General features: G+C 34.9%; 10 protein-coding genes. 3 read left to right on the top strand and 7 right to left on the bottom strand.

Annotated elements, in window-relative coordinates:
* Nucleotides 1–106: 106 nt before the first annotated feature.
* The 5 genes from ACFSBH_RS13560 to ACFSBH_RS13540 form a co-directional block, all read right to left on the bottom strand.
* A complete protein-coding gene (locus ACFSBH_RS13560) occupies nucleotides 107–2,569 on the bottom strand; it encodes a DUF2357 domain-containing protein (protein WP_379598030.1) in 2,463 nt (820 codons plus the stop codon).
* Complete coding sequence (locus ACFSBH_RS13555) at nucleotides 2,541–4,919, bottom strand: MrcB family domain-containing protein (protein WP_251513389.1); 2,379 nt, start codon at nucleotides 4,917–4,919, stop codon at nucleotides 2,541–2,543. The genes ACFSBH_RS13560 and ACFSBH_RS13555 overlap by 29 nt, the downstream gene beginning before the upstream one ends.
* Before the next feature lie 181 nt (nucleotides 4,920–5,100).
* Nucleotides 5,101–5,421, bottom strand: coding sequence for a nucleotide pyrophosphohydrolase (locus ACFSBH_RS13550; protein WP_251513401.1), 321 nt, complete (start codon nucleotides 5,419–5,421; stop codon nucleotides 5,101–5,103).
* 276 nt (nucleotides 5,422–5,697) lie between these two features.
* Nucleotides 5,698–7,368 carry a DUF2075 domain-containing protein gene (locus ACFSBH_RS13545; RefSeq protein WP_379598028.1) on the bottom strand — a complete coding sequence of 557 codons (1,671 nt, stop codon included), beginning with the start codon at nucleotides 7,366–7,368 and terminating at the stop codon, nucleotides 5,698–5,700.
* 99 nt (nucleotides 7,369–7,467) lie between these two features.
* Nucleotides 7,468–8,001 (bottom strand): sigma-70 family RNA polymerase sigma factor, encoded by a 534-nt coding sequence (locus ACFSBH_RS13540; protein ID WP_251517904.1) that lies wholly within the window; start codon nucleotides 7,999–8,001, stop codon nucleotides 7,468–7,470.
* A 313-nt stretch (nucleotides 8,002–8,314) separates the two neighbouring features.
* Between ACFSBH_RS13540 and ACFSBH_RS13535 the strand changes: the two genes are divergently transcribed.
* A complete protein-coding gene (locus ACFSBH_RS13535) occupies nucleotides 8,315–8,818 on the top strand; it encodes a competence protein ComK (RefSeq protein WP_251517908.1) in 504 nt (167 codons plus the stop codon).
* Between the two features lie 316 nt (nucleotides 8,819–9,134).
* Nucleotides 9,135–10,568 (top strand): alanine/glycine:cation symporter family protein, encoded by a 1,434-nt coding sequence (locus ACFSBH_RS13530; protein WP_379598025.1) that lies wholly within the window; start codon nucleotides 9,135–9,137, stop codon nucleotides 10,566–10,568.
* Between the two features lie 83 nt (nucleotides 10,569–10,651).
* On the opposite strand, the gene ACFSBH_RS13525 is transcribed toward ACFSBH_RS13530, so the two are convergent.
* Together ACFSBH_RS13525 and ACFSBH_RS13520 are read right to left on the bottom strand one after the other, a co-directional pair.
* The gene (locus ACFSBH_RS13525; RefSeq protein ID WP_251517984.1) at nucleotides 10,652–11,218 is read right to left on the bottom strand and encodes a biotin transporter BioY; all 567 of its coding nucleotides are present in this window, start codon (nucleotides 11,216–11,218) and stop codon (nucleotides 10,652–10,654) included.
* Between the two features lie 245 nt (nucleotides 11,219–11,463).
* Nucleotides 11,464–11,952, bottom strand: coding sequence for an SRPBCC family protein (locus tag ACFSBH_RS13520; protein ID WP_251517986.1), 489 nt, complete (start codon nucleotides 11,950–11,952; stop codon nucleotides 11,464–11,466).
* A 404-nt stretch (nucleotides 11,953–12,356) separates the two neighbouring features.
* Here ACFSBH_RS13520 and ACFSBH_RS13515 point away from each other — a divergent pair, with 404 nt between their 5' ends.
* Entirely contained in the window at nucleotides 12,357–13,184 is an 828-nt protein-coding gene (locus ACFSBH_RS13515) for a hypothetical protein (RefSeq protein ID WP_379598022.1), read from the top strand.
* The last annotated feature ends 39 nt before the right edge of the window (nucleotides 13,185–13,223 follow it).

Genomic DNA, 13,223 nt, shown 5'->3' with positions numbered 1-13,223 from the left:
ATTAGTTCTTCATGTGGCATAGAAAAGCACCTCCTTCAATTGATATTTCTATCTTAGCAAGAGGTGCTTCATTTTTGTATGCGTTGTTTGATTACGGGTTTACCACTCAACTCTCCAACATCCCCACCAACATCCGAAAAACAGCCGAAGGATTCCTCTTCAATTTGTCATAGGGTACAATTTCCATCTCGTTTCCATTATCTATAGCCAATTCCTGTGTATCCTTCTTTAGTTGGATATTAATATCTTTTATCCTAAACTCCGTAACACCCGTTGCATAATCAATTGTATTATCATCCAACTCTAACTGAATACGATCTGAAACTCTCCGCAGCATTTTCCAGAGAGTCACTTCTTCCTTCGACTTCATAAATAACTCCGGAAGTTCCGTAGAATCTTTCAACATATCGAGTGTGGTCAACATATAATTTGCAATACCATACTGAACTGGTTTGATAACATCGAGCAAGTTTTCCCAAATCTCCACTTCAAAAATGACATTTTTCTTTTGAATTTGAACATCCTTAATTTTTCCGTAGACAAATACTCCATGTTTTTCTGTTATACTCTTTTTCACATATAATGCAATATAATTAGCTTTCTGCCATCCATTCTTTAACTTATTAATTGGTCTGGAGTAGTATCTCCCCTTCAGATACTTGCGATATGCAGCGTGAGAATCTACTAATCCTACAAGTACAATTTCCTGCAGAGATGATTGCCACTCTTCCACCGTACCTCTTGGAAGGATTCCTTCTTTTTGGAGTTCTTCCGGACTTTTATCAACTAATCTATGGACAAACTGCTCGACTAAGTTCGTTGCATCTGGAAGAAAAGGCAATCCACCAATATTGACCCGATCAATACTTTTATAAAAATGATGATGTTGATAAGATTGTTCATCAAACCATGGAAATAATACGTAAGCACCAAATGATGTCCGTTCATATGGCCCATTAATTCCCGCTACAATTGAATCCCGGTAACGATGCATTGTATTAATATCTTCCTCTAGGGGTCCAGGGGTTCCATAGCGTCTTTTGTAATAACTTTCTGTTTGTGCATAATCCACCCGATATTTAGCATCAAAGATAAAGTTGTAATGATAATCTTTACCTTTCTTTTCGAGACTTAACATCGTATCAGGTTTCTGGTTGACGGTAGGCAATTTATTTTCATATTTCTGGTAAGTTAAAATGATTTTTTCCTCTGTGACCGGATGGCGATAAATGCGTTTGGCTGATTGATTCGCATCTAAAACTACAAACAAACCATTCCGATTCACTTTTACAATATCTTGACTTACCAATTGATAGTTCTTACCAAGAATTTGACCAAGCTTTAAAAACGTCCAATACTCATATAACGTAGCCACATCTTTTACAGACATTTGAAATACTTTACCATCAAGGACAAGGCCTCTTGAAATCGTTAAATAGATTTGATTGGCATCCCGATAATTCGGTGCCATTTGTAGAACTAAACTCATAGTGGAACGGTCGAGTTTTCCAATCCTTTTCCAAAAAGGTTGCTTCAATCTCGAATCGATGAGAGTAATCATTCGCTTCACTTTTCCGATGATATATTGGTCGTCATCCTGCCTAAATCTTCGGTTCTGTTCTTGGATGGAGGTGTGCAAGTCTTCGAGCTTATGAACCAATCTCTCCATCATCCATTTGATATATCGATTTTCATTCGTATCATAAGTGACCTCTTTCTTGATTCTCAATCCTGAAGTAGGTAGGAAATGTTTATTTCCAAGCGGGATACCTCTTTCCACCTCCACAAACAACTCAGGACGCTTTCTTAAAAAACTTCTCCCTTTAGAATCGAGTTTTCCAATCTGATCGCCTCTTGCCTTCACATGAGTTTTTTGGAGATTGTGATTCGGCTGTTTTTCTATATTCGAGATTGCTCGTATGAATCGTTCAAAGTAATGTTCAATCAATCGATAGAATTCAGCTCGTGAAGGTTTTCCATCCAACTTCACTTTCGCTCCATGATATGTTTTTCGGATAAAATGGAAAGCTAGATTATAAATCTCATCATTTACCTCTTCCAATAACTTCTTATAATCATTACGATAATCCAATTTAGAAGGAAATATTTCTAGTGTCACTTCCAGCAATTTTGTTGTATGGTGAAAGACTCTGAAAGTAGTCAACCCTACTTCATTTTGGAATTGGAGATTACCCATTAAAATGTTTTGGTCTCCGATTGTAGTAGAGGAGATAGCGTTCCGAATCCCAGGATGTTCATGATGAAATGACAATTCCTGATTCTGCTTTGGTGCAATAATTACTTGATATACGCTATTTTCAAAGAATATCGGCCGTAAAGTTGAAGGTTCAACAAGAGTGTTTTGGTCAATATCATATACTTTGATTTCTTCTATATCCCTTCCGTTAACAACAAAGCCCATTGTGTCATGAAAATCCATCGAACGATATTGTTTTAAACTTTCGTACCTTTCGTGATAGGGCCTCCCTTTAATGATTAAGGAAAGGTCATCTGTTTCAACGTGAACTAATTCAATGTCCTCACGAGATCCAGAAGGAAGTGTAGCCATCACGTAACCTCCTAAGCATCTCCGCCACTTTTTTCGCACTCTGAGGATATTTTGCTGTAGCAATATCTACTTCTTCTATCTCTACTCCCTCATCCAATCTTGTATTTGTAAACATCTCATATAATTCACGTAGCAATTGTTCTACTAAGGAATCACTACCTGAGATCCGTGGAAGAATCTTTTGTAGCACACAATGATCGAAGGCTGTTTCAAAACTTAATAGATTTGCTTCATCGTTATAGATCATATAAAAACAGATTTCATCCCGGACACGATATCCGACATGAGCATTGTTCTTCTCTAAAATGGTGTTTATTTGTACAAGTTCATTTGTCACTTCTTTGATTAAATCTTCATGTTCAGCGTAAGCATCCTTTAAGTGGAGATACTTTGGCTTCAGTTTTTCATTATCGATTCGAAGTGGTGCAGCCGTATTTGTTTCATGTAGGAATGCAAGATTATCAAGTTCCACCCGATTGAACTCGATTGTATTCGCACGGTCAAGCACCTTTTTACTGAATGGATACGTTGTTTCGTCCATATTAACGGTACCAATCACATACAAGTTATTAGGAAGGGAAAGATCAAAACCTACTGTTTCTTTTGTTAACAGATTCGATGATACAACTTGTCCATCTTTCCATGTGCGACTTTCCATAACGGAAAGGATGTCACTAAAATAATGCTCCACTCGTGCTAAGTTCATTTCATCCAGCAATACAAAATATGGGTAATCTGGATTGTTTGTTGCAATTTTAATCACTTTTGTTAATGAGCCTTCTTTAAAATCACCTTTAATATCTACATAGCCCAATAAATCAGAGCCATCATTCCAGTCTGGTCGAATTGGTATCAATGTAAATTGTCCATTGTCCTCGTCTGCACCAACACTTTCGGCAAACCATTGAACCATTTTTGTTTTACCCGTACCAGAAATTCCGGAGAGAATGACAAAGGGTTTCGCCCTTAGGGAAAGGTAGAGGTTGGTTATTTCTTCTATGGTGTAGTTGAAGCCTTTAGATCGGACGTATGTATAGATGTGTTCAATAAGTTCTTTTTCACTTGCCAATTCATTCGCTTCTTTTACAGCTTCTATTGATTCATCCTTTTGATAGGCATCTACTATTTCTTGGTCGATAACTTGTAAGTCCTCGTCTACTATACCTACGGTTTTTAACCAATCGATTACATAATTATATCTCTTATCCAATACACTCTCTTTTATTTGGGTCCCATCTTTAGAACTAACAATAGTAGAACGTAGCACATCTTTTATTAGTTGCTTCGTTTCTATTTCTGTCCATTCTGAGGCTGATTCAAGTAATTGTATTATCATTTTAATAATAGGTATCGAACTAACTCGTTTACTTTGTTCTAATGCGTTTGGAACCTCCGTTACAAATAAATTTTCATTACGATCAATATAATTTAATATATTCAACGCATTCAGTGCTCGCCAGCTAACACTCCTACTTATAGAACTTGTTTGATCGCCACCTAATAAATCTTCTAGCATTTGGATCGTATGCTGGTAACTTGCATTAGGTAAATCTAATGTTGTATACTCTGTCAATTCATATGTAGTTTCTTTTACGCTCACAAAGGGTATCCTGTCTAAAATCTCCCTACTGTTAAACGTAATTTTCGTACGATCTATCTCTTGCTTATTTAATATCTCAACCAAAGAAGCTTTTATCTCACCATATATCTCGGTGGAATATGTTTCACTTGAATGCAAAGAAATAAGCTCTGATAAGAATTTATCAAGGGTTTTAGGTAAATCAAATTGAATAGATTTCTTAATATATTCCTCGTAATATTTCACCATGATTCTAAGGTCTTCTAATAATTGCTCATCAGATGGAAAACCATCAATTAAATAGGGAATATAGATTGCTGTTGATTTTTTGTAATCTACGGCAAATCTACTTTCACCTAAATAAAAGTTGTTATCTCTATGAATTTGTGGTTCTTTAATATCTAGTTCTTCTCTAATTTCTTTATTAATCCGGTCCATTTCTGCTGGAGGCGTTTCTGTTACGCCTTGGGCCAACGCTAAATAAACATGAGACATGTCTTCAGCAAATAAGTAAACAAGATAAAATCCTCTTTGTGTAGAAGTTGTAATTTCCCTGTTCATTACTGCAATCCAAGGAACATGGGCCCAATTGCCTTGGCCTACTGAACCTTTAATAAGATATTTTTTTCTATTTAGTTGGCTTTTACGATAAAATTTTTTTGGGATTTCTCGCCTTATAAGCGTCCCCAACTCATGTTCTTTAAAGGTTTCTGTTTTTGCTTGTTTGTAGTTATTCATAAAAATTAGTAGTTGGTCTTTTAGTGATGGCAATGAAAAATACCTCCTTTTAACTAAATTATCTTAATAAAAACTCCAGCATTTAATGGGAGCGAGACCTTTAACTCGAATTTCACTGTGTTCCATTCCCAACGATATGTATAGCCCGAAAACAGTTATAGGGGGATCAAAATGAATTGAATCATGGATATACAGATACAAATTAACTGAAGTATCATAAATCTGTATACTTCTTACTAATCCCAAAAGACTTTTCCACTGGATATTTACTTCTATTCTTTCTAATTTTTTCTTTAATAGCAGTTTCCATATTTATATCTAAGGCATCAGACAACAATAATGCATATATAACCACGTCCGCTAACTCATCCTTCAAGTTATCCATATTTTCTTTTATAGCTTGCTCACTTGTTTTCCATTGAAAGTTCTCCAATAACTCACTTGCTTCTAAAGAGAGCGATAACGCCAGATCCTTAGGATTGTGGAATTGCTTCCAATTTCTCTCGTCCCTGAATGCTATAACCTCCTCGATCAATGAATCGAAAACAGAGGATCCACAATTAAACTTATTACTTTTAAAATCTTGGTAGATTAGTTCTGCTTCTTTGTATTGAGGGAATGGAACAAATAATGAAACGTTCAATTCTCCAGAAGAATCTGGGTTACTCTGCTCCGTCCGCCAATCTATATGAGGGTATTTATTTTCAAGTGCTTCTTTCATGGCATACACTCTACTAGCATTCTTACTATTAAATGAGTCCAATTGTTTCATAATTTACTCCTTTCTTTAATGATTCAATAATCTCTATCCCTAATGATAGTCCCCGTTTGCTTCAGCGACCTTCATATTGCCATATTTTTGACCACGGTTTTGGTAAAATTTTAATAAATGGTTTCCTAGTTTTAAATCACTGGCATAAATATATAAACCCTTTATTCCTCTCTTTAGTAGAACATTTATAGAATTTAGTATGATTTTTTCTTTAACAGCATCTGGATCTTTGAATTCATCTTTTCCTCTGAATGCCTCAGTATCCTTATAATTTTCGGTAATAATTTTCAGCTCGTTTTTGTCCTCGTCATAAGAAACTGAAGGCCCTAATATCACGCCTACATAATTCAAGTCAAAACCTTGGATTGTATAAATAGAACCAACTTCATCTATCGTTTCTTTTCTTTCTGCCCAGGTTGTATCTCCCATAGTAGTATTCCATGGTAATTTAAACTTGCCTTCAGTTATATAGTAAGTGCCCCCATCTTTTTTATGTACATAATCAAAAGTTGAAACCATCCTCGCCAAGCCAACTTGATTATTTTTCTCACGTATTTGTTTATACATATCATCTGCTGATTCAAATATTCGAAAATCAAAATTATTTTCTCGAGGAATAGGGGTAATTTTTTTCTCGACAAATTGGTCAATCCAATTTATCATCTCTTCACTTGCATTCATACGAAATTGATTTTTCAAAATATATTCTTGTGACTTAACACCTTTTACAATCTGTCGTAACTTATTTTCATCCCAGTAACTTTTCATTTTTAATACTTGTTTATCATCGAATACTATAATAGCGATCTTGCTGTTTTTTATTATCTCTTCCAAATGATTATTCTCATTAAAATTATTGAATCGGTCAGGTTTTGTTAGGAGTAAATGTGCTTCGTCCACAAATACAATATCTGCTTTTTCATTAGACTTTTTTTGTCTGTTAATAAAGGAAGTAGGTTTATCAAAGTTATTCTTTTTAAGCGTCTTTATTTTTCCCGCAATTTTTTGATATGTTTTTAACATTTCTGTGTGATTCACTAATAAGTAGTTGTTACTATTATAAAGTACTGAGGACTTTTCCTTTGCTAATTCTTGAATTCGATTAAAGACTGCACTCAACACCACACTCTTACCTGTTCCTGCTTCACCTTTTACAAGAAAAACAAACGGTTCATCGCTATCCATTTGTTTTTCACAAACTTCAATAATCTTTTGTTTTAATTCTATTTGATCCGTTGATAACTCTTTAAAAGGAGACAGCTTATATATATCTTTGTTTTCGATAACATCTCTAGAGTTGTTGACTATTTTCTGCTGTCTTAATCGGTCCCATATTTCGTTAAATATTTTCTCATTATAAAATGGTTTGTCGTAGTAATTATGACTGATGCTATTAACTGTTTGACTTTTATTCTGCATTTTATACCGCTCATCTGCTAAGAAATAGTTAATTAATTTAGTTTCAATATTATAGGTAGCAGACCGATTAAATTTCTCATGGATAATTATAGTCATCTTTTTTAATGATTTTCTTTCGGAGTTTTTCAAGTGATTTCTCAATCGATTTCTAATCGCTACCGTCTCCCCAATATATACCGTTGAATTATTATTTAAAAAGTAGACAACAGGATAGTCTGAATATCCTTTACCAGATAAGTTATTTATAGAATTCTGGGAAAACGGCATGGTAATAATCTCTAAGGTTTTCATTTAACTACCTCGCAATGAATATAATCTATAACTATTTTACCATATGTTGGTGATTAAATTGTCTTAACTTATTAATCACTTTGATAGTTCCTACTACTTTTACAAGAATTCACTTTTTACATCCCACACCCCCCTCAACTTCCTCCTCGCTTCCTTCCCCCAACTTTTCACCGCCTCCACAGAAACATTCTCTTTTTCAGCAATCTCTTTCACCGGATAGTCTAATATAATCGCATAATAAACCCATTTTCTTTGATTGATAGTCAATGTAGAAAACACGTTCTTCCACAGTTTTTCATCGGGGATGTTTGTATCTGAAGATGTATAAGTGGAGTTCGTTTCAGCTATAAGGAGCGCTGTTTCTTGCTCGATGTACTCTTTCTCAACTTCATATTCTCTCGTCTTTTTTCGTATGAGATCAATGAGGCGATTCCGAATGGCGTAGTTGAAATAGGTGGAGAGTGGACCTTCATCCCTGTCATACTTCTTATAAGCAATCCACATGGCAAACATTGCTTCCGAATAATATTCTCCATAATAATCACGAATACCCAGTTGATGTAGGTTATAGTAAATACGCCTTTCATTCTGCTTAAAAATCTCCTCAAATGTAAATGATTTTTCCTTCTTCATCGTTATTCCCCCTCGTATATCGGTATTTGTTTTGACTATAGATTAGTATCATTGACTCTAAATTTCAAAGAGCCTAACTCATACCCCCATTGGGTATTTATATGAATTTTCCCTTGAGAAAACAATAAAAAGTAGTGTTTTAATAGTTAAAAATAACTAAATTTGGAATTTTATATAACTTTACGACAAAATAGGTGAATTTTTCCAAGGTCTATCGTACTATATGTTTAGACCTATAATATTACCACTTAAAGGATTGGAGGACATTATAGGGATCTACCACATTATTATTTCTAAGGAAGGAGTATTCGTAATGAATAACTATTTATCGCAGTATTTTATCCATTTGGACACGATGGCATTGTTACCTGCAAAGCATCATCTGTATGGAACACATGTAGTAGAATTCGATAAGGAAGTATTTGTGAAAGATACCCCTTTAGATTTAATAAAGGGTGTGTTACTCCACAATTACAGTTCCCTCGAAGCAACAAGACGGACCGTAAAGCTGCATACAGGCTATTGGAAGAAAGTTCCCATCCCAATCTATCTGGGTGAACTGTATATGTTCCCTACCCATGCTATGGTTCATTTCGACTGCTGCTGGATAGCCTATCACCATGTTTCCGAAATCAGAGATGGATCGCATTCCGAAGAGGCGATTGTATTATTTAAAAACGGACAAGAAATTAAATTTCCAGTAAGCGCTTCATCACTCCGAAGACAAAGAAAACGGACGAGAGTTGTGAAAAGGAACTCTGTCCAAATTAGAGAGCACATGTTAAGAAGACCATTGTCACCAAAGATACTTACATAAGACAAACAGGAATTAAATATATGCAATAAACAAGCGGTCCAATCAGAATTTTTTTCCGCTTGAACCGCTTTTAAAATTATCTAGCTTTTATCAACGAGCATCTCCTTTTACTTCAATAGGTGCCGCTTGAAGGAAACGTTGTCTAACAAATATACCGTTCCTTGTTATAGAGTTTTCTGCAAACAACAACACCCAAATAGTATAATTTGCCAGACAATAAAACTTACATACTTACCAATAGTTTACTATAAAAAGGAACACCATTTTTGTGATATAATATTTGAAATTAAGTTACAACATGAGAAAGGAGAATATGATGAGTGTTATAGAAAACATTATATCTGTCGGAAATGATTTATTTTGGTCTTATATATTGATCATAGTACTCGTTGGTCTTGCTTTGTATTTTACATTTAAGACAGGGTTTGTTCAATTTAAGAATTTTAAAGAAATGTTCCGGCTATTGGGAGATTCCACTCAATCTTCAGATGAAAATCAAAAAGGAATATCCTCCTTTCAAGCATTCACCATAAGTACAGCAACGCGTGTAGGGACTGGTAACGTAGCTGGTGTTGCTGTTGCTATTTCTTTAGGCGGTCCTGGTGCCGTTTTTTGGATGTGGGTAATCGCATTGTTTGGTGCTTCGTTAGCTTTTGTCGAAAGCACTTTAGCTCAAATGTACAAAGTGAAAGATCCAGGTACGAATGGATTCAAAGGTGGACCTGCTTATTACATGGAAAGAGCAATGGGAAAACGATGGATGGGTGTTCTATTTGCTATCCTAATTACGTTCTGTTTTGGTTTCGCATTTAATTCTATTCAAACCAATACAATCGCTTCAGCTTTTAATGAAGCATTCGGAATAGAACCTTTGATTATCGGTTCGATCATCACCATTCTTACAGGGTTTGTCATCTTTGGCGGAGTTACACGAATTGCGAAAGTAACTCAAGCTGTTGTTCCAGTAATGGCGATATTATATGTCGCCTTAGCCTTATATGTCGTAGTCATAAATTATTCAGAAATCCCTGCTGTTTTCGGTCTTATTGTATCAAGTGCATTTGGTTTAGAGCAAGCTGTCGGTGGGGGAATTGGTGCCGCGATTATGAATGGAGTGAAACGAGGGCTATTCAGTAACGAAGCAGGTATGGGTTCCGCTCCTGTAGCGGCTGCAACTGCAAATGTTTCGCATCCAGTTAAACAAGGATTCGTTCAAACGTTAGGAGTCTTTGTTGATACGCTACTGATATGTTCTGCTACAGCATTTATTATTCTATTCGCCACGGATATTCCAACGGATAGTGCAGAAGGTATCCAATTAACACAATTGGCTTCAAGCGCCCATGTAGGTGAGTGGGCCAGTATCTTTATCGCTATTGCTATATTACTATTCTGTTTCAGCTCGATTATCGGAAACTATTATTACGGCGAAGCAAATATTTCTTTCATTAAGGAAAGCAAATTAGCCATTTTTGTATTCCGTATTGCGGTATTAGCAATGGTGCTATTCGGATCAGTAGCAAGCCTGGAGATGGTTTGGAACTTAGGTGATCTATTCATGGCATTAATGGCCATAGTAAACTTAATTGCTCTAGCATTTATCGGGAAATTAGTGGCACCTGTTCTGAAAGATTATCTCAAACAACGAAAAGAAGGGAAAGACCCTGTGTTTTACGCTGACAACATAGAAGGATTTGAAGACCTAGAATGTTGGCAAAGAGATGAAACGAGTAAAAAACAAGGCATGTAAACAAAAAAAGCAAAGAACCTCTAATAGAGTTTCTTTGCTTTTTTGCTGTACTGAGTATTTATCAGAGACCGATCTTTTTCCTATTAAGCAGCCTTGCCTGTTGCATGAATGAGATTTGCTTGGATTAGGCGTTGTCTTACGGTAATGCCGATCCAGCTTGCTAGGAAAGCTTTGATAAAGCCGACTGCTAGGAATGGGTAAACACCTGCTGCTAGAGCTGCTCCCCACCCTAAATCTAGTACAATTTTCAATTGGACCGTACCAAATAGTAAGGTGATAAACATTCCAATTACATTCGCATAAAGTGCCATCGGGACGGTGAATCTTGTTTTCTCTAAGATAAATCCTGTTACAAATGCCGTAGCAATGAACCCGATAATATATCCACCAGATGGCCCTACAATGACTTGAAGTCCCCCACTGAATCCTGCAAACACCGGAACACCCACTGCCCCAAGTAGCATATAGCATACCATTGCAAGTGCCCCTTGACGGCTTCCGAGAATCGTTGCAGCTAGTCCTACCGCCAATGTTTGTCCACTAATTGGAATTAATGGTAATGGAATCTCTACCTGTGCCAAAATCCCAGTAATAGCAGCGAAGATTGCACAGTTCATGATAACCCTTAACCTCTTGCTTTGATCATTCATTCTCTCTTCCCCCCATGAAACCTGTCTCGAAATATTTGAAAATATATTTTAAAGTTTATTATTAAAAAAGTATATTGTCAACCTTATATTTTTATAGGTGACAATATGTGTGCATTATTTTTACTTTTATATAACCTCATTATTGAAGTGATATATATAGGTTATTAGGTTTTATAATAACAAAATCTAGTTTAAAATTTTCCCCGAATAAAAAAACCATCTAAAATAGATGGTCTTTAATAACATTAGGGTTGGCAACATAGATTTCCTTCGCCCTTTTCAAGAGCAGATTTTAGACTATCAAGAACACCTGACCAAGCCATTTCGTGCCAGTTAATTGCTTCAACCCAGTCTTCATGATCTTTAAATCCAATATGTTCCACAATCACCTTTGTAGAATTATCGTTGATTGATTTGAAACTTACATTAACAATTGTTAATTCATCTTCTTTGTTCATTAATTCCTCGAATTCATCTGGTCCTTTCCAAGTAAAATGTAGCTCTTTTTCATTAATAAGTTTTGTGATTTTACATCCCTTAGTATTCATACTTGTACGATTTCCAGGTATAAAATACAGTTCGTATGCGCCACCTTCTCTTAATTCTACTACTGCTTCAGGAGCAAACCATTCAGAAACTCTTTCAGAGATTGTCCAGGCATACCATACTAAGTTTAATGGAGCATGAATAGTTACCTCTTTAATAATAGCTTTATCATTTGTAGTAGTTGTCAAAAGAAACCTCTCCCTTTGAAATATTATATCAATTAAATAATAACATTATTTAAAATATTTAGAAGTAGAAATTCGAATTATTGTTTTACAGCTTAATAAATAAACGGCAGATATGTTGAAAAAGGTAAAAGAAGGATAAACATTCTTTATTGTTGAATTTACTAGAGAGGTGGGATTATTGAAGGAGAAATTGGGGGGATTTGATGGAAACAAAGAAAAAGACATTAAACGTTCGGATTATTATCTTAGTCATATTTGATATATGTAAATTTAGAAGATAATGATATTTTGATTGTCTAGTTACATATTTCAAATGCATTTCTTAGTATGGACAGCAATTAGTTGAAGGCAACTTTTCATTGGAATTTATGTGAGAAAATACTTAAGAATATAGGTGATAACTGATGAATAAAAGTAAAGAGTACGTAGATTTACTATCAAAAACTTACAATGAAGTAGTTGATTTTTTACTTCATAAATATGGTCCCGCAAAAGACGATTATTATAGAGAAAAATCATATTACAGGTTTATGAATGGAGAAATTAAAAATATAACAAAAGGGAAATATTCAAGAACTAGTGAAGGATTATACTGTCATCATATAGATGAGATTAAAGAATTGAAAATATCAGACCAGTTATTTATAAAAAGCAAAAACATTCCATTTGAATATCAGAAGAAAGATAGATTAGTTTATTGTGATCTGATAGAACATACTATTTTGCACGTTTTGATTTCAAAGGAAACTTCTAATGAATTTGGTTACTTAGGGTATGATGTATTTTTAAAGCCAATTATTGAAGAATGGTATATCGAAGAAAAAAAACCTAGTCCACAATGGATGAAATCTTGTTACGATAAGTCTTTTCTAACCCCTGAAGAGTCAGTTCATATATTAAAAGAGATGCAAAAAACACTGGGAATGAGTTATTTCAGCAGTCCGTATGAGTTTCATGAAAAAAAGCGGAGAACTATAGAGGAAGTTAAAGCAAGAAAAAGAAAATGGGAAGAAGAAGATAAAAAGCGTGCAATAGAGGCTAAAGAAGAAGAAATAAGAAGGATAAAGAAAAAAACGGAAGAATTCTATCAAACCTATCCAAAATTCAAAGAAATCAATATATCTTTTGCTACCCCAAGACAAAAAGTGATAGCAATGTTGTTTGATCGTAAGCCCGAACTAAGAAATTTTATAATAGAAGCAACTAAAATTAAAAACAGAAACGCCAAATAACCGTGAATCTGAGATGTTTTAAACAGATTTACGGTTATT

Origin of the sequence: Oceanobacillus luteolus, assembly GCF_042678205.1 — a bacterium.
GTDB classification, from domain to species: Bacteria; Bacillota; Bacilli; order Bacillales; family Amphibacillaceae; genus Oceanobacillus; species Oceanobacillus luteolus.
Note: the sequence above shows the minus strand (reverse complement) of the source record. Positions and strands in the feature narration are given on the sequence as shown.